Genomic DNA, 14,863 nt, shown 5'->3' with positions numbered 1-14,863 from the left:
CGCNTCCCGGGTCCGGGGATCAGGCGGCGGGGCGGGCCGACCGCCGGGCGAGCAGGCGGTCGCTCGCGAGCACGGCGACCAGCACCACCGCGGCCACCACGATGTAGAGCACGGGCAGCGAGTCGAGCCCGGACCCGTCGAGCACGAGGGCGCCGATCAGGGCGCCCCCGCCGATGCCGGCGTTGAAGCCCGTCGTGTAGAACGCGCTCGCCAGGTCGCGCATCCGTTCGGGGGCGACCTGCAGCATGCGCGTCTGGAACAGCGGCGGGAGCGCCCCGAACGTCACGCCCCACAGCACGAACGCCACGAGCGACGGCACGAGCATGCCCTCGAACAGCAACATGCCCGTCACGGCGAGCCCGACCACGGCCACGCCGATGGGGATGCTCACCCGCGGCCGCGCCCCGAGGAACCAGCCGACCATGCCGAGCCCCACGGCCCCGGCGATGCCGAACGCGAAGAGCCACGCGGCCAGACCCTGCTCGGGCACCCCGGTCGAGCGCACGAGGTACGGCGTGATGTAGGTGAAGAACGAGTAGTGCCCGATCATGAAGACCGCCGTGATGACGCAGCTCAGGACGACGCCGAGCACGCTCGGCTTCGGCAGCGCGCGACGACGAACCGCAGCACCTGCAGGAGGCGCGGTGCCGTCGACCAGCGTCGGGACCGCGTCGGTCACCGGCTCCGGCGTCGACTCGTGCGCCGTGCCCCGACCCACCGGCGGCAGGAACTTGTAGACGAAGACCGCACCGAGCGCCATGAGCCCGGCGAGGATGCCGAACGCCTCACGCCAGCCGAGGGCCTGGCCGAGCGCGGTGCCGAGCGGGACGCCCAGCACGAACGCGAGGGTGCCGCCGCTCATGGCGACGGCGAGCGCGCGGCCGACCTGTGCCCGGGGCACGAGGTGACCGGCGTAGGCGCCGCCGATGGCCCAGAACATGCCGTGGGCGAGGCCGCCGAGCACGCGGCTGGCGAGCACGAGCTCGTAGGTCGGTGCGATCGCGGTGAGCCCGGCGCTGATCGCCAGCACGACGATCAGGCCGACCACGATCAGGTGGCGGGGCAGGCGACGGGTGAGGTGGGTGAGGCCGGTGCTGGTGAGCACGACCGTGAAGGCGAAGACGCTGACGAGCAGGCCGATGCTCGACTCGGTGACGCCGAGGTCGGCGCTCATCTCGGGTAGCAGGCCAGTCGGCAGCATCTCACCCGAGATGGAGAGGAACGTGGCGACGGCGATGGCGATCAGGCCGGCCCACGGGAAGCGGGCGGACGGGGTGGACGGGGGCGCGGTGGGGCGCGGGGGTGCGAGTGTCATGGAACCTGGGGTGGTCGGCGGGCGCCGTTCTCTCGACCCGATGGTGGCCACGGGCCGGCCGATCGTGACGATCTGCCGGCGGCACGGCCTTCGCGGCAGGTGCCGTTCGTGACCGTGGGTGACTCGGGGAGGATGGTGATCCCGACTGCGCGCTGTCGTGCACGCCCGGGGCCGGGAGTACCGCCCGACCGAGGTCGATCCTACCCGCTCGTGCCCGGCCTGGCCAGGGGCCCGGTGTGCGGCGGCCGCGTTTCGTGCACAGCACCGCGATTAGTCGCGGTGCGGTACACGAAACGCGGTGTGGTGGTGTCAGGAGGCGCGGTGCGGGTCGGGCCGCGGAGGCTCGGTCCCGGCGCCCTCGACCGTGCCGGTCGCGCGCGGGGTCGGGGTTGCGGTCGCGCGCGGGGTCGCACGAAAGGCGGTGCCACGAGGTCAGGAGGCGCGGGTGCTGTCCGCAGGGGAGGGACGGACGGATGCCTCCCCGGGAACGCACACCGCGCCTCCCGCGTTGACTGTCAGCATGAGCGCCGCGACCCCCGACCCCAAGACCTGCCGATCGTGCGGGCGCACCATCGAGTGGCGCAAGAAGTGGGCCTCGAACTGGGACGAGGTCGCGTACTGCAGCGACGCGTGCCGCAAGCGCAAGGTGACGGCGCAGGACCGCGAGCTCGAGCAGCGCATCCGCGACCTCCTGGCGGCCCGGGCGGCCACCTCGACGATCTGCCCCTCGGACGTCGCGCGGTCGCTGCACCCCGACGACGAGGACGCCTGGCGCGACTTGATGGAGCCCGTCCGTCGCGCGGCCCGACGACTGGTCGCCGCGGGCGAGGTCGACATCACGCAGGGCGGGTCCGTGGTCGACCCGTCCACGGCGAAGGGCCCGATCCGCATCCGTCGGCACCGGTCCTGAGCCGGGCGTCGACACGACGCGTGGGGCGAGCAGGACGCTGAGGACTCTCGAGACGCTCGGGGTCAGACGGGTTGCAAGGCCGACCAGGGCTCGACGGGCAGGTCGACTCCGACCGCGTCGCCGGGTCGCACCTCTCCCCCGGCGAGCACGACGCCCATGACGCCCGCCTTGCGGACGAGCTCGCCGGCCTCGTCGCGTCCGACGACCGCCTTCAGCAGGCCCGACTCGAATCGGTCGATCTGCAGGCACGGATTGCGGAGTCCGGTGATCTCGACCCGCGCCTCCTGACCGAGGGTGAGCACGGTGCCGACGGGCAGACCGAGCAGGTCGACCCCGTGGGTGGTGACGTTCTCGCCGAGGTCGCCCGGCCCGACGTCGTAGCCGTGGTCGGCCAGCTCGGCGAAGAGCTCGGCGTGCATCAGGTGCACCTGCCGCAGGTTGGGCTGACTCGGGTCGCGCGCCACGCGGGAGCGGTGCTGCACCGTGCGCCCGAGGTGCGCGTCACCCTCGACGCCGAGCCCGGCGAGCAGGGTGACCCGCTCCACGGGCGGCTTGCTGAAGCGGTGGACGTCGTCGACGTTGACCGAGAGGACGGAGGCGCGCGTCATGCCGTCAGTCTGCCCGCGTCGGCCGCCGGGGTCGAGGGTGGGGCGGGGTCGAGGGCGGGCTCGGGCTCGGGCTCGGGCTCGGGCGGGGTCGCACCGCAGAATGAACATCGCACCGTCGAAGTAGGCGGTGCGATGTTCAGTCAGCGGTGCGACCAGGGCTTGGAGTGCGGGGTGCGGCCAGAGACCTCAGCGCGACGGGCGGGCGGTGCAGGGGGCGGGCCGCTCACGTCTCGACGGCGTGAAGCGTCTGCCCGAGAGCGGGGCGTAGGCGTACCAGCCACCACCCGGGTGGCTCGCGGCGATCGCACGCTCCTCGGCCTCGACCTCCTCGGCCAGGGCGTTCAGCGCCCGAGCGGCCCGAGGATTCGTCGGTGGGTCCGACGTCCGGCGGACCTCGCGACCGTCGAAGACGAGGTGCACCTCGAACCCGACGCCGAGCTCGTCCGCCACTCGATCGGCGAGGGCGGCACCAGTCCGCGCGAAGGTGCGGTCGTCGGCGTCGGAGGGTGTCCCGAGGTCAGGGTCGAGTCGTGACCGGTTGAAAGCGTCCCACCCGTCCAGGTCGGTTACGAGCCCGGGCGACAGATGGACGTCCGAGTGGTCGACCGCATCACCGAGCCACAAGACGCTGCCCGTGAACCCCGCGAACATCCGCACGATGACGCGACCTTCTTCGGACCGGACGGGCATGGCAGGAGCCTAACCGCGCCTGCTCGGGTCGTCGAGCCTCCGTGGCCTGCCGGCCGGGACACCGGTCAGCGGCGGACGTCGTGCAGGTGGTGCACGGGGTCGTGCACGAAGTAGCGGGCGAGCGAGTCGACCGTGAAGGCCGAGCCGTCGCTGCGCAGGCCGGTGCGACCGAGGTGGTCGTCGGGCACCGCCTCGAACGCATCGGCCACTACTTTCCGCTGAAAATTTGAGCGAGTACAGAGATTCGATACGGACGGAGCTCGTGCATGCGGGCTGCTGTTAACATCGGGCGGGGCCGGTTTGGGGCCGGTGCTGCCGGTTTCACCCCTCACGGCTAGCACCGAAATGATCGCCTCCGCACTCAACGTGCACGACGGTCGGTCAGCTGTTTCTCACAGGTCGCTAGCGCGGCGGAGGGCGTCAAGAAGTTTTCCATTGTCTGCCGGCAAGTTCCACCGCGCGACGACAAGGCGAAGCTCAGTTTCTTCCTCCGCGGAGAAAGGGGACTCGAATCGGGACACCAACACGAGAGGGATAGCCCCGATTTCCCTACGTTGCTGAGCGGCGCTTCGCGCCCGAGCACGAACGACCATTGGAGTACGTGCGAACGATATCTCAACTGCTACTGGCCGACCAGATACCTCCGCGACTGCGTCCGTGCGGGAATTGCTGATTGGCGGTTCCCGAAAGACACGAATGTCCGCGCTCAGGGCAGAAAGCGCTGCCAACACCTTCCCCTCGTACATCGCAGCCGCGACCCGCGGCTCATAAACCGCTGCCTCGGCCCTTGCTGACGCGGCGGCAGTACCCCCGCTCGCTTCGACGTAGGACACCAGTGCTTCAACTGCTGCCGAAGAATCGCGGCGAGCTTCGGTTGCCGACTCGTTGACGTCTTCATCTACAACGGGCAGTACCTGCGCAGACAACACATCAATTACGCCCGAGCAAGCAGCCTCTTGAACCTTGGTTGTTGCCTCATTAACCAACCTCTCCAAGGTCCTTATAGTGACCGAGTGTGGCAACGGTATGTCGCGTTCACCGGACGGTAGGGCGCGACTTGAGGCCCACTCGAACGTCCTCCACCAGGCCAACTGCTTGGCATCTTGCCGTTGATGGTCGAGCGTGGACTGCGATACCTGCACCTGTTTGCGGAGACCGAGGAAGGCGATCAGAGCTGCGGCGAGCGCGGCGAAAGCGGCCATGCCCGGACTCATTGCGAATTGTCGAAGCCACGGGCCCCAGTTCTCAAGCTGCGCGGTCGCGAGGGTCAGCGCTCCATAGGCGCCTGCCGCGGCGCTGACAACACACGACGCTCCGACGGCGAGCCCCCGACGCCAATGGCAAAGAGGCCGCTTGTTCTCTCTCACGCCATCAGGCTATCGATGACCGGTCAAGAACGGTTTCGGCACGGTGGGCGGACGACGGGATGGCATGCACGCCAGACGCCGTTCCGCTCTACGCAGGAGCAGGGTGGACGCTGGCCTCTATCCCCGATGTACATCAGGGCAGACGGCTAGGCAGCAGTCGCACATGTAATGTGCGCCAGACCTGGCATCCGCGTCGTTCAAGCACACACTCCTAGCACTAACAACGAGTGCCGCGCGTAGGAGGTCCAGTTCGATGCGCCGACCATCGCTGACTTCAGACGCCAAAACCACGGCGTACTCGATCCCTTCGAGCACCATCACGAGGTCTAGCTCTTGACGATACAAACTCTGCCGGGATAGCGCCCCGCCATCCGGACAACTGCTGACGGGTCTGTGCGCAGACAGAGCGGCGTGCTGCGATCGGCGATCGCTATAACCGGTCGCCGTCGATGCCCCCAGGGAGCGGATGCAAAGTCTTCGGATCGATATGATCACCCCGATCAATCGACGCCGCGTTTACCGCCTAGCTTTAGGGAACGCGGCGACCATTGACGCACGCCAGAGCAATAGGCTGGCACTCGTCTGAGTACTGACGAAGGAGACAAAGTGAGCCACGACCGACGGATACGTCTACCCAAGCTTGATGCTGTCTCCTTTGAGTCATTCAGTCTGTACCGCCTACGACCCACGGGGACCGTCGACATCGATCGGAACGTGTTCTGCCTCGCCGGCGCGAACGGGCTTGGGAAGTCCACGTTCATTGCCGCTATTAATTACGCACTCACAGGCGGAGTAACGCCTACCAAACCCAAGATCGACCAGCTTCCTCGCTACTATCGCGACGCGGCGGCGTACGGAGACGCCTACTTTTCCGGTCGCATCCGCGAACTTGATCGCGACGTTGCCAGTGTCAGTTTGACCTTTTCGATCGGCGAATCGACCTACCATATCCGTCGCCGATTCTTCCGCCCTTTCGAACTAGATGAGTTCTCCATAACGAGCGCGTCATCGCAGACCTCAGTTATCGACGATCCAACGCAAGGCGCCGAGGAGCGACAAAAGGCGTACGAAGATCGCATCGTGCAAGACACGGGCCTGCAAACGTATGCTCAGTTCGTCTTCTTGCAGCACTTCGTCTTCTCCTTCGACGAGAACCGGCACCTCCTGTTCTGGAATGCGCGGGCCACGGAGCTTGTCCTTTACCTAGCGTTTGGGCTCGACCCCTCTATGGCACGGCGAGTGGACGAGCTACGCAAAGCGGAGTCTGTCGAAGGCTCAGGAGCCCGGAACGCGCAGTATCAAGCAACCCTGGCCCGAAATGAACTGAAGCAAGTCCTTGCGCAGCTTTCTCCCGAACATTCCATCGACGCCGCAGCGCTGGCGATGTACGGAGAATTACAGAGCGAACGAGATCGCCTCACAGCGGCACGGGACGCGGTCCGTACAGAGCTTGCCGACGCTCGTCTCGAACTCGCCGAAGCGAGCGCAAACCTCATGCGCACACGTGACGCATACGAACGTGCATTTGCGGGTCACATGCGGGGCAACCGCGCCACTTCGGGGCACCCACACGCGCTCATTGCAAAACTTCTTGCGGAAAAGGTTTGTGCAGTATGCGGAGCAGAACACGCGGCAATTCCGTCACGGGTACAGGCAGCAATCGAGGCCGGAATCTGTCCGATGTGCGACGCAGAGGTCACCTCCAAAGCGTCCCCGCGCAGCGAGATTAGTCGCGACGAGCTAGCGAATCTCGATAGACAGTTGGCGGACCTGAGTAGGCGATCAAAGGCTGCTGCAGCGACCGCCAAAAGGCTCGATACTGAGTTGCGAGGGAGCCAGCAAGCCCTGGCGTCGGCCATTGCGAAGATGAGTGGCTTGGATGAAAGCCATGGATTTACACTAACTACCGCTGCGAGTCACCCCGATACCGAGGGGCTTCAAGCGCATGCATTACAGCTCCAAGGAGCCGTAGAGGTGGCGCTTGGCAGGAAAGAGGAACACCTGCAGCGTCGCAAGGAAATCATCGCCGAATATCAGCCCATCCAGTCCGCGCTCAAGAATGCCTGGGCGGACGCGGAGATGGAATTCGTGCCGCGATTCAGGGCCATCGCGGAAGACTTCATCGGGCTCCCTCTGGAAGTTTCGCTCGTGATCGGAGAAGGCATCAGCGGCACGGCGCATCTCGTGTTGTCAGTGGACAGTTCCCACCGGAGGCGTTCCGAGCAGCTATCCGAGAGCCAGCGCTTCTTTCTGGACATTGCCCTTCGGATGAGTCTCGCGCAACACATGACCGGGGGAGGCAGTTGCCTACTGATAGACACTCCCGAGGGCGCGCTCGACATTGCCTACGAAGCACGAGCGGGCGACATGTTCGCTACATTCGCCTCGGGTAGTGATCAGATTGTAATGACCGCAAATGTCAATACCTCTCAACTCCTCTTGCGACTGGCCGAGCGTTGCGGTCACGAAGGAATGCAGCTAGCGCGGATGACCGACTGGACATCGTTGTCAGATGTGCAGGTCCGCGAGGAAAAGCTCTTCGAGCGCGCGTTCGATGCGGTCGACGCTGCTCTCACGACGGGTAGCCTGACGCATGGCTAGCGACGCAGGGGTGCCCGACCCCGAGACCCAATCGCTAGATGCTGATGAGCTTGCCTTCAGTGACGAAGGTATTGAAGCGACGCTCTCCCCTGCAGACCCGGAGTCCGACATCGCCGCGATCTTCGACGCGCTATTCTTGATTTCCCGGCTCGCCCAGCATAATTTCCCTGCGCGGATCGACATTCACACATTCGCGTATTTGGCGTGTCTTATGTCGATCTACAGCGGCCAGCCGGCTAACGAATGGGGATACTCTTTCAGCGCAGTGCCCCCAACGCTGCCTTACAGTCCGACGCTCGATGGGGCGATCGACAGGCTAGTCGAGACGGACTATTTGAAGACAAGCAAATCGACTGACGTCACAAATCTTGCCGAATTTGAGCTGACGCCCGAGGGTGAGCGTGAGTTGGGGTTCTTTTCTACCCTGAGCCTGCTTAGCCGTCGGCTTCAATTCTTGGACGCTTCTACTTCAGCCGCAGTCTTCACGTCGTCAGCCGCCGTGGTGAACTCACTCGCGAACGAGCCACAGCTTGCGGCCGCCACTCATCTCAATAGCTCGCGGCAATTGCTCACTGAGTCGTCCACGGCCCGACTGTACGACGAGTTTGAGGCGCTTTCACAAGCCATCGGCAAGACGGACGTAAACCTGATCCTGCCCGCGTCGATGTACGTGAGCTACCTGCAGTCCGTCATGAGGGCGACTGCGGAGGAGGCGACCGGCGAGGCGGTGGAGAATGCCTAAGGAGCTAGACATGGCGAGCGCGTTTCGCCTCATCGGCGCTGGAAGCTACCAAGTCGCCGCCTACAGCGCGCACGGCGACTTGGGCCTCGAGGCAGTCGTAAGAGTTCTGGACACTGCGCGAACTCTACTTAGCCATGTGCCGTACGAGATGCTGACTACAGGCGTAGAAATCGTCACAAGTGTCGACGTCAGCGTTCCACTGTCTGTGACGGGTGGGGCGGAGCATCGACGTTTCGACATGCTTGAAGGCAAAGCTCTAAGCGCGATCACTGTGGCAATCATGGGTGCTGGAAGCCATCGAGTATGGGACAGCCTCAATGCCCCCGTCTCAAGCACTAGCCCGACCATCATTTACCGATACATCCACCACGATCGTGAAGTTGTGGAGATAGACGGGTCCGAGTGGAACGTCAACGACAGCCCATGGCCATGCGCGATGGGGACACCTACGTTCTCAAACCTCGAAGAGGCGCTAGACCGATACACGAAGCTGAACCGCATTCCGCTTCAGTGTGCACACCTCGTAAGCTCTTGGCGGGACGATGAGCGTCTCGCTTTCGCACCAAAGCCTGAGCACCTCATGCGCCGCTCCCTGATTCTCGCTCTCCAGTATGCGCTCGAGGGCGCAACAGTCCGGCCCGAGCAGAACCAAAGCGAAACCCGGCCTGTAGATATAGAGGTGACTTGGTGGGACTCCCGCAGAGCGGCGATCATTGAAATTAAGTGGCTTGGCGCGTCAGGCCCCACCGATCGCTCCAAATTCACCAGCACTCACCCGGAGAAGCGCGCACTCGACGGGTTGAAGCAACTAGCTGACTATCTTGACCTGCGCGACGGAACGACATCGGAGATACCCGTAATGGGGTACTTATATGTTTTCGATGCGCGTCGGTTAGGCTTGACTGCCTCGCAGACCGCTATTTCTCGGGAAGATGGGCTGCATTTTCAGTTTTCCGACCCTCCTTACCCCGCAGACCTGCTGGCGCGGGCGGATATGGGCTCTCCTTATCGCTGCTTTCTTGAGCCAGTAATCTAACGAGTTTGGGTGGACTCAATCCGGTTTTTGGAGAACAATCAGCGTCTCGAGAAGCTCGGCCCGACCACCTTGCTGTGGCGAGGCCCGCATCGATCGGAATGGCCTCACCTCTGCAGCGGTCAGTCCGAGATTGGGAGCGAGCTCTACCAGAATATCGGCGACACGAATGTCGACCGTCGAGTACCGGCTATCCCCAACTACCATCCAGATCTGGCCCCCGCTGGCTAGTTGATCGTTTGACCGCGATACGACATCCCACAGATCTGCAAAGTACCCGGCTACCATTTCGGGCAGCTTCGAATTCCACAGTTCGTCGCGTTTACCGCGCATGAGGCCAATAGTCGAATTGAGCGTAGGTGACCCAGCGGGAGCCGACGCGAATTCCCGAGAAATCTGAACGTGGGAAGCCAGAGTGCTTGTACGCAAGTCACCATTGTCGACCCAGTCCCGAAGATATCCCAGCATCCACAACTCGATGTTGTAGACGTCGGTGTAGTCGAAGGAGTTCGGGTACGGCGGCGAGAACACCACTAAGTCCGCCTCCACCCCGCTTAGATCGACCTCACGACTGTCTCCCACACGCAAATCGAAATCCAGATGCGCGCGTCGACCCAATGTTGCAACCTCACGGATCATGAGTTTCGAGTGGTCAACAAAAGCGCCACGAAGTCCCTCCGCGGTGTATTTCAGTTTTTGCCAGTTCCCTCGGTATCGCCTACCTTTTCCGTTCACACGTGCATTGCAGAAGTCGAGCAACACCCCGCTGAGCGCGACTCGAAAGAACCGAGCCACCGCGACATCGCCAACCTCAGAGATAGCGCTGTTCAAAGCATTGACCTCGCCTGCCACCTCTGCTGCGAAAAGATACCGACCTTTCACACCGGGTTCCACGAACGTGGCTGGAAGTAAACGTGCCGCCGACGAGGAATGCTGCCTGGCCCGAACCAGTAGGGCATCTAGGCGACGGACTAACTCTGAGGCCTCGTAGGTCGTGAGCTTGGCAGCAATCAGGTCAGCTAAGTAAGGATTGACCTCGACAGTAACTGGGTGAACACCCAAGAACTGCGCTGCGAGCGCCGAAGTACCGGAGCCACCGAAGGGATCGAAGAGACGCTTCACCGGGATGCGACTCTGCGTGACAGCTTCGCGCACTAGCTCCGGGGCAAACGCTTCCTTAAACCGCTTCCAACTCTGAAACGGGATGAGACTCGAACCCGCGTTCGTACCGATTGCGGCCACGCTTCGGCCCCCGGTCCAGTCATCAAAGGTAGCCAATGGCGGCGCGACGAGCGGGCCTAGTTCGTCAGACACATCTGACACGAGCAGGCTCGGCATCGCTTGTAGGTCCATCCGTTGTTGGGTCTGAGCTTGCTTAGCCTACCTAGATGGGCTGACTCTTCCTTTGAACGAGATAGGCAAGACTACGGTGGGCCGATCTCGGGCCAGGATCTCGACTGCAGCTGCCGGAGATCACCCGCCGCCAACGAGCACCACTCCCGCGGAAACATCCAGCATCGGGCACTCCTGAGCAACCGTTAACCCCACACCTTTATCTGGAAATCGCGTTGTCGAAATGCGTAGTGCGACGTTCAGTCGGCGGTGCAACCGCGTAGGGGCGGGCGCCGGACGACGTCGAGCGAGCGGTGGGCTGGTCAGCGGCGGACGTCGTGGAGGTGGTGCACGGGGTCGTGCACGAAGTAGCGCGCGAGCGAGTCGACCGTGAAGGCCGAGCCGTCGCTGCGGAGGCCGGTGCGACCGAGCCGGTCGTCGGGCACCGCCTCGAACGCGTCGGCGACGACGGCCGCGGCGGCCACGAGTTCGTCGGCCACCACCGCAGGTTGCTGGGACGCGTAGTCGTCGTCGAGCGCGGTGGCGTCCTGGTCCCAGTTCGCGAAGGTCGGCGCGTCCTCGGCGAGCATCAGCCGGAGGCGCGTGTCGAAGACCTGGAACACGTCGCGCACGTGCGCCCCGTACTCGAGCGGCGACCACGTGGCGTCGTCGGGCCGGGTGCGGGCGTCGGGCCGGGCGAGCTCGGCGGGCCAGGCGGCGGCGTTCTCGCGGACGAGGCGCGGCACGTCGCGGAACGCGACCTCGGCGGGGTCGAAGCCGCAGTCGTCGCAGGGGCGTTCGAGCACCCAGGTCCAGTTCTTCGTGTCGGGCGTGATCGGCATGGGACCGACGCTAGGACGCGCGACCCGGCACCCGCCATCGAGATCCTGCCGACGTCGGTGCCCCCGGCGCCAACCGCGACCACGCGAGGAACCCGGTTTCGAACCGTGCACCCGGTTGCTACCGGGTGCACGGTTCGAAACCGGGTTCATGGCGGGGCGAGGCGCGGCGGGAGCGCCGGGACAGGGCGGGACGGGGCGGGACGGGGGCTCGGGCTACCGGCGTCGCCCGGCCGACATCCGCCTCCGGGATGACGTCGGCCCCGCGACCCGCCGCTACCGTCGACCCATGACGAACACTCAGCACGAGGGCCGGCTCGCGGGGGCGGCGGCGAGCCTGCGACGGCGGGTCGACCGCCGCGAGGTGGCGTGGGTCGTCGGCACCACCGCGGCCCTGTTCGTCGCCGGCGCGGCGCTCGTCGGCCTGACGGCCTCGGCCGGGCGGGTGGTCGCGTCGCTGCTCGAGTTGCCGGGCGCGCTCGCGCAGACCGCGCTCGTGCCGTTCGTGGTGTGGGCCGTCCTCGTCGTCCTCGTCGCGTGGCGGTGGTCCGAGGCGCGGGCGTCACGCCGGGCCTGGCTCTACGTCGCCGCGGCGGCCGTGGCCCGGGCCGGCGTCGAGCTCACCGTCGGGTCGGGCGTCACGTCGGGCCTCCGGGCGGGCTTCTCCCTGTACACGTTGCCCACCGTCGTCTTCGTCAGCCTGCCGTTCGTCGCGACCGTCGGCCTGGCGTCGTTCGTCGTCCTCGCCGCACGATCGGGTCGGGGCGGCCGCGACACCTCGGCGCACGACGGATCACATCCGGCCGAGCACGCACCCGTCGACGTCCCCGTCGACGCCCCCGCGGCCCGGGCGGACCGGGCGCCCCGCCCGCCCCGTCACCTCGTGCACCGCGTCGCCGTGATCGTCGAGGCGCTCGCCCTCGCGGCGGGCGTCCTGCTCACGCTCTCGCTGGCCGGGCAGTGGTTCTCGGCCGAGTTCAGCCTCTTCGGCACCCCCGTGATTGTCAGCCAGGAGGCCGCGGACAGCTGGCTCCGGACCCTCGTCGCCTGCCTCGCGTGCCTCGTCGTGACGCTGTTCGCCGCGATCACCGCCGGGCATCGAGGTGTCGTCGTGGCGGCCGTCGTCGTCGCCGGGCTGGTCGTGATCGGTGCCGTCGGCGCACCCGTCCCCGGGGACCGGTGGGAGTCCCCCACCCCCCGTCAGGAACCCCTGCCCGCGAACTACACCCCGTGCTTCAGTGGCAGCGGGAAATGCAACTGATCCCCCGGTGCAGCCGGGTCAGGCGGGCGCGTCGACGTCGGCGCCGTCCCAGAGGTCGGAGCAGTCGACCGGCTCGGCGGCGTGCGCCCTGAGGTAGGGGCCCGCCCCGCGATCCCCGGTGAGGGACGCCGCGAGGGCCGACCAGTGGGACCGACCGACCACGACGGGGTGACCCGGGCGTCCGTGGAAGACGGACTGCCGCAGCGCAGCCGGGCCCAGGGGCACGTCGGCGGCCGGGGACGACAGCAGCCGCGCCACCGCGGACGGCGGCAGACCCGGGTAGTCCACCAGCGTGATGAGGGCGAGCCGCGCCTCCTCGGGGTCGAGGGCGGCGAGCGCCTCCAGCCCGACGCGCAGTGACGTCGCGAGGCCGTCGGCCCAGTCGTCCGCGACGACGACCGCCACCCTCGCCCGACCGTCGACCGGCGGGAGGCGCGGGTCGGCGTGCGGCGCGTCCGTCGCCCCGCCCGGCACCGGTGTCTCGACCGTCAGGAGGCGCGGGTCGGCCGCCAGCAGCGCTCGCGCCTCGGTCGCGCCCGCCCCGAGCACGACGACGACGCTGCCACAGCCCCCGTCGAGCAGCGTCGTCACGGCGCGGGTCAGCCACGGCCCGCGCTCGTCGACCACGAGCGCCTTGGGACGGCCCATGCGCGTCCCGGCGCCGGCCGCGAGCAGCAGGCCGACGGGCGTCGAGGAGTCGTCACCGGGCATGGTGTCAGGCTAGCCAGCCCCGGAGAGCACCTCGCGCCGGCCGGCGACGTCCGACGTCGCGGTAGGTCGCGGGGCCGAGGCCGTGACACCATCGAGACCTGGCACCACCAGAGACCACCCGCTCGCCCGTCGCACCCGAGGAGCCCCGTGTTCGAGATCGCCGACCGCCTGCTGGCGCGACTCGACGCCGGCGAGCGCCTCGCCGTCGCGACGGCCGTGTCGGTCGTGGGCAGTGCACCCCGGACGGTCGGCACGTCGATGGCCGTCACCGTCGACGGCACCGTGATCGGCAGCATCTCGGGCGGCTGCGTCGAGGGCGCGGTCTACGAGATCTGCACGCAGGTGCTCGACGACGGCACGCCGCAGCTCGAGACGTTCGGGTTCAGCGACGAGACGGCGTTCGAGGTCGGGCTCAGCTGCGGCGGGCGCATCGAGGTGCTCGCCCGGCTCGTCACCCCGGACGACGCCGAGACGATCGCCGCCCTCCGCGATGCCGCCGCCGGGCGTGAGGCGTCGGCGCATGTCGTGCTCGGCCCGGTCCGCACCGGCGAGGTCGTGCCGACCGTCGACGACTGCGAGGGTCTGCGGGTCTTCAGCGAGCGCTCGGTGCCGCCGCCGCGCCTCCTCGTCTTCGGGGCGGTCGAGTTCGCCGTCGCCCTGTGCAACGCCGGGGCGGTGCTGGGCTACCGCGTGACGGTGTGCGACCCGCGTCCGGTCTTCCTGACCCGCGAGCGTTTCCCGTCGGCCGACGAGGTCGTCGTCGAGTGGCCGCCGAACTACTTGGCGCGCACCGGGGTCGACGAGCGCACCGTGATCGCGGTGCTGTCGCACGACGAGCGGTTCGACGCCGACCTGGTCGAGGCGGCGCTGGCGTCCCCGGCGGCGTACGTCGGGGCCATGGGATCACGGGTCACGCACGACCGACGCGTCTCCGCCCTGGCCGATCGCGGAGTCGGGCCGGCGGCGCTCGGCCGACTGCACTCCCCCATCGGGCTCGACCTCGGGGCGAGCACGCCCGAGGAGACGGCCGTGTCGATCCTGGCCGAGGTGCTCGCCGTGCGGTCGGGCGCCTCGCGGGCTCCGCTGCGCGACCGTGACGGCAGCATCCACCTGATCAGCTGAGGCGCGGACCCCCAGGGTTCCGCCGAAGCGCCCGCGCGCGCAGGTGGGTCTCGGCGAGCCCCTGGTGCGTCGGCGTCAGCCGGCCCCGCCCGGGCGGACCTTGGGGGTGTCGGCGACGTCGATGCGGGTGACGCCGTCGCCGCGGTCCTCGGTCGTGATGCGCGGAGCGGCGTCCGACTCGTCCGACTTCGGGGCACGGGTGAGCTGGTCGTGCCGCTTCTCGTCGTCGGTCATGCCGGTCGGGTCGTGGTCGACCTCGTGCCCCGGGCTCGTGTCGCGGCCGGCGTCGCCGGGACCGGGGGTCTGCGTGTCGTCGCTCATGCGCTCGACCG

Annotated in this window: 15 protein-coding genes; 6 read left to right on the top strand and 9 right to left on the bottom strand. The window is 66.9% G+C overall.

What is annotated here, in order from left to right; all coding sequences use genetic code 11:
- Window positions 1–19: 19 nt before the first annotated feature.
- Window positions 20–1,315 (bottom strand): MFS transporter, encoded by a 1,296-nt coding sequence (locus tag IFT88_RS03430; protein WP_192118897.1) that lies wholly within the window; start codon window positions 1,313–1,315, stop codon window positions 20–22.
- Between the two features lie 520 nt (window positions 1,316–1,835).
- Between IFT88_RS03430 and IFT88_RS03425 the strand changes: the two genes are divergently transcribed.
- Window positions 1,836–2,225 (top strand): DUF2256 and DUF3253 domain-containing protein, encoded by a 390-nt coding sequence (locus IFT88_RS03425; protein ID WP_192118895.1) that lies wholly within the window; start codon window positions 1,836–1,838, stop codon window positions 2,223–2,225.
- Between the two features lie 62 nt (window positions 2,226–2,287).
- Here the strand turns inward: IFT88_RS03425 and IFT88_RS03420 are convergent, their stop codons facing one another.
- The 4 genes from IFT88_RS03420 to IFT88_RS03405 all read right to left on the bottom strand — a co-directional run bounded on the left by IFT88_RS03420 (window position 2,288) and on the right by IFT88_RS03405 (window position 4,725).
- On the bottom strand, window positions 2,288–2,833 hold the full coding sequence (locus IFT88_RS03420; RefSeq protein ID WP_192118893.1) for an MOSC domain-containing protein: 546 nt from the start codon (window positions 2,831–2,833) through the stop codon (window positions 2,288–2,290).
- A 186-nt stretch (window positions 2,834–3,019) separates the two neighbouring features.
- Window positions 3,020–3,523 carry a hypothetical protein gene (locus tag IFT88_RS03415; protein ID WP_192118892.1) on the bottom strand — a complete coding sequence of 168 codons (504 nt, stop codon included), beginning with the start codon at window positions 3,521–3,523 and terminating at the stop codon, window positions 3,020–3,022.
- A 65-nt stretch (window positions 3,524–3,588) separates the two neighbouring features.
- Window positions 3,589–3,732 carry a hypothetical protein gene (locus tag IFT88_RS03410; RefSeq protein ID WP_199858872.1) on the bottom strand — a complete coding sequence of 48 codons (144 nt, stop codon included), beginning with the start codon at window positions 3,730–3,732 and terminating at the stop codon, window positions 3,589–3,591.
- 183 nt (window positions 3,733–3,915) lie between these two features.
- On the bottom strand, window positions 3,916–4,725 hold the full coding sequence (locus IFT88_RS03405) for a hypothetical protein (protein ID WP_192118890.1): 810 nt from the start codon (window positions 4,723–4,725) through the stop codon (window positions 3,916–3,918).
- 771 nt (window positions 4,726–5,496) lie between these two features.
- Between IFT88_RS03405 and IFT88_RS03400 the strand changes: the two genes are divergently transcribed.
- The 3 genes from IFT88_RS03400 to IFT88_RS03390 are packed head-to-tail and all read left to right on the top strand — an operon-like array spanning window position 5,497 to window position 9,269.
- Window positions 5,497–7,491, top strand: a complete 1,995-nt coding sequence (locus IFT88_RS03400) for an AAA family ATPase (protein ID WP_192118888.1) — start codon at window positions 5,497–5,499, stop codon at window positions 7,489–7,491.
- A complete protein-coding gene (locus IFT88_RS03395; RefSeq protein ID WP_192118886.1) occupies window positions 7,484–8,233 on the top strand; it encodes a hypothetical protein in 750 nt (249 codons plus the stop codon). The genes IFT88_RS03400 and IFT88_RS03395 overlap by 8 nt, the downstream gene beginning before the upstream one ends.
- Before the next feature lie 10 nt (window positions 8,234–8,243).
- Window positions 8,244–9,269: a hypothetical protein gene (locus tag IFT88_RS03390; protein ID WP_192118885.1), complete on the top strand. Its 1,026-nt coding sequence runs from the start codon at window positions 8,244–8,246 to the stop codon at window positions 9,267–9,269.
- A 15-nt stretch (window positions 9,270–9,284) separates the two neighbouring features.
- Here the strand turns inward: IFT88_RS03390 and IFT88_RS03385 are convergent, their stop codons facing one another.
- Window positions 9,285–10,388, bottom strand: a complete 1,104-nt coding sequence (locus tag IFT88_RS03385; protein ID WP_199858871.1) for a hypothetical protein — start codon at window positions 10,386–10,388, stop codon at window positions 9,285–9,287.
- Window positions 10,389–10,921: 533 nt separating this feature from the next.
- Entirely contained in the window at window positions 10,922–11,440 is a 519-nt protein-coding gene (locus tag IFT88_RS03380; RefSeq protein WP_192118883.1) for a DinB family protein, read from the bottom strand.
- A 286-nt stretch (window positions 11,441–11,726) separates the two neighbouring features.
- Here IFT88_RS03380 and IFT88_RS03375 point away from each other — a divergent pair, with 286 nt between their 5' ends.
- On the top strand, window positions 11,727–12,698 hold the full coding sequence (locus IFT88_RS03375) for a hypothetical protein (RefSeq protein ID WP_192118881.1): 972 nt from the start codon (window positions 11,727–11,729) through the stop codon (window positions 12,696–12,698).
- An 18-nt stretch (window positions 12,699–12,716) separates the two neighbouring features.
- On the opposite strand, the gene IFT88_RS03370 is transcribed toward IFT88_RS03375, so the two are convergent.
- On the bottom strand, window positions 12,717–13,409 hold the full coding sequence (locus IFT88_RS03370; RefSeq protein WP_192118879.1) for a nucleotidyltransferase family protein: 693 nt from the start codon (window positions 13,407–13,409) through the stop codon (window positions 12,717–12,719).
- Between the two features lie 147 nt (window positions 13,410–13,556).
- On the opposite strand from IFT88_RS03370, the gene IFT88_RS03365 reads away from it, so the two are divergent.
- The gene (locus tag IFT88_RS03365) at window positions 13,557–14,531 is read left to right on the top strand and encodes an XdhC family protein (protein ID WP_056043310.1); all 975 of its coding nucleotides are present in this window, start codon (window positions 13,557–13,559) and stop codon (window positions 14,529–14,531) included.
- A 75-nt stretch (window positions 14,532–14,606) separates the two neighbouring features.
- On the opposite strand, the gene IFT88_RS03360 is transcribed toward IFT88_RS03365, so the two are convergent.
- Window positions 14,607–14,852, bottom strand: coding sequence for a hypothetical protein (locus IFT88_RS03360; protein ID WP_192119492.1), 246 nt, complete (start codon window positions 14,850–14,852; stop codon window positions 14,607–14,609).
- Window positions 14,853–14,863: the final 11 nt, after the last annotated feature.

Origin of the sequence: Frigoribacterium sp. CFBP 8751, from assembly GCF_014841545.1 — a bacterium.
Classification (GTDB): domain Bacteria; phylum Actinomycetota; class Actinomycetes; order Actinomycetales; family Microbacteriaceae; genus Frigoribacterium.
This window is presented reverse-complemented; position numbering and strand designations above follow the sequence as displayed.

What these genes read in the sequence shown, in the direction of transcription:
- IFT88_RS03430 (WP_192118897.1), bottom strand. Translation starts at nt 1,315, where the DNA reads ATGACACTCGCACCCCCGCGCCCCACCGCGCCCCCGTCCACCCCGTCC.
- IFT88_RS03415 (WP_192118892.1), bottom strand. Translation starts at nt 3,523, where the DNA reads ATGCCCGTCCGGTCCGAAGAAGGTCGCGTCATCGTGCGGATGTTCGCG.
- IFT88_RS03395 (WP_192118886.1), top strand. Translation starts at nt 7,484, where the DNA reads ATGGCTAGCGACGCAGGGGTGCCCGACCCCGAGACCCAATCGCTAGAT.
- IFT88_RS03390 (WP_192118885.1), top strand. Translation starts at nt 8,244, where the DNA reads ATGGCGAGCGCGTTTCGCCTCATCGGCGCTGGAAGCTACCAAGTCGCC.
- IFT88_RS03380 (WP_192118883.1), bottom strand. Translation starts at nt 11,440, where the DNA reads ATGCCGATCACGCCCGACACGAAGAACTGGACCTGGGTGCTCGAACGC.
- IFT88_RS03420 (WP_192118893.1), bottom strand. Translation starts at nt 2,833, where the DNA reads ATGACGCGCGCCTCCGTCCTCTCGGTCAACGTCGACGACGTCCACCGC.
- IFT88_RS03405 (WP_192118890.1), bottom strand. Translation starts at nt 4,725, where the DNA reads ATGGCCGCTTTCGCCGCGCTCGCCGCAGCTCTGATCGCCTTCCTCGGT.
- IFT88_RS03375 (WP_192118881.1), top strand. Translation starts at nt 11,727, where the DNA reads ATGACGAACACTCAGCACGAGGGCCGGCTCGCGGGGGCGGCGGCGAGC.
- IFT88_RS03425 (WP_192118895.1), top strand. Translation starts at nt 1,836, where the DNA reads ATGAGCGCCGCGACCCCCGACCCCAAGACCTGCCGATCGTGCGGGCGC.
- IFT88_RS03360 (WP_192119492.1), bottom strand. Translation starts at nt 14,852, where the DNA reads ATGAGCGACGACACGCAGACCCCCGGTCCCGGCGACGCCGGCCGCGAC.
- IFT88_RS03370 (WP_192118879.1), bottom strand. Translation starts at nt 13,409, where the DNA reads ATGCCCGGTGACGACTCCTCGACGCCCGTCGGCCTGCTGCTCGCGGCC.